1 protein-coding gene is annotated in these 1,182 nt (G+C 52.0%); it reads right to left on the reverse strand.

The window, feature by feature from the left end; all coding sequences use genetic code 11:
• Nucleotides 1–357: 357 nt before the first annotated feature.
• The coding region (locus tag FDW87_RS01005) for a hypothetical protein (protein ID WP_212725436.1) at nucleotides 358–1,182 on the reverse strand (825 nt) is incomplete at its 5' end.

Here is a 1,182-nt window from a genome sequence, read left to right on the forward strand (position 1 = left end):
AGAGAGTGACCGGCTGTTGCGATGCGATTCTCTGCACATCAACTCTTTCCGGCAAGAGAGGAGACAGAGGTAATTCTCACCATCGTCCGTCGGAGATTCTGCGGCTGTTTGTTAAGTGCAGGTGTTCCGGGATGGTCGACAGCCGCCACAATATAGCCCTGAGCCGCCATAGCCGTGAGAAAGCAGACGCAGATACTCGCCCGGCTTCCGGTGCCGTAAAAAACTATATTGTCACCTGTTTTTCCGACGAGCCGGTTGCCACGACAGGGTACCATATAGCAATAAGGCAGGTCGCGACAAACTGCCTTATTGCATAGTAACAGTACTGTCAGTTGTTTTCCGTACAGTTATAATCTGTTACTCATGTGTCCAGATTCTTTTCGTGACCTTGCCTGAGGCAAAATCGCGTTCCCAGCCAGGGGGCAAGACGGACTGCGAGCCATCATCCCATGTTATTATCCCCGTCCTCGTGTCCAAATTCGCGGAATGACGTGTCGGGTACGGAGTATCTGTTTTGCATAAATCCCCCTCCCCAAGCGCCTGGGCCTCAGCAGGTTCTTCTGCGGGAGCCCGGTTAGCGCCATTCAGGGAAGACAACAGCTCATCTCTCCCACACAGTTGTGAATAGTGTTCATCACGCCATATATCCTTACAGGCATACCCCGTTTTGGTTCCGGCCGGCGAGGAACAACGCCTCTCCTCTGTCACAGTTATTTCGCCGGTATCAGACCAGATAAAGCGGTACCGGGTGTTTATATCCTTCTGCAGGATATAGCTCTCCCCCGCACACTGTGAAGTTTCAAGAAATTCCCTCAGTCCCCTGAGTTCCTCCGGCAGTGCATCCGGACTGGTGGCATCAGCCCCGGAAGGGAAACGACCATACTTCAGCAAAAAATCCAGTTTATAAAAGAAACGCTTCAGGGCAGCTCCCACACCGCTGTCCTGGCGGCCAGTTTCGCCAGCCCCCGTCGCTTTTTGTGCCAGGTCGCGGTAGGCTTTAATTTGAGCGTCTGCAAACCTGGCAACATTCGTTGTTATCGTTGTCGTCATATTTTCCTCCCTCACCATAAGGTATCTTCTGTGGTACAGAAGAAGATAACCACCATCACATATCACCTGTCTTGTCGAAAATGCCCATCCGGTCATCTGAGAGTCAGGCATCAGCCCGTGATAACAGACTGT

Origin of the sequence: Citrobacter sp. wls826 (genome assembly GCF_005281245.1) — a bacterium.
In the GTDB taxonomy this organism is placed as follows: Bacteria; Pseudomonadota; Gammaproteobacteria; order Enterobacterales; family Enterobacteriaceae; genus Citrobacter; species Citrobacter braakii.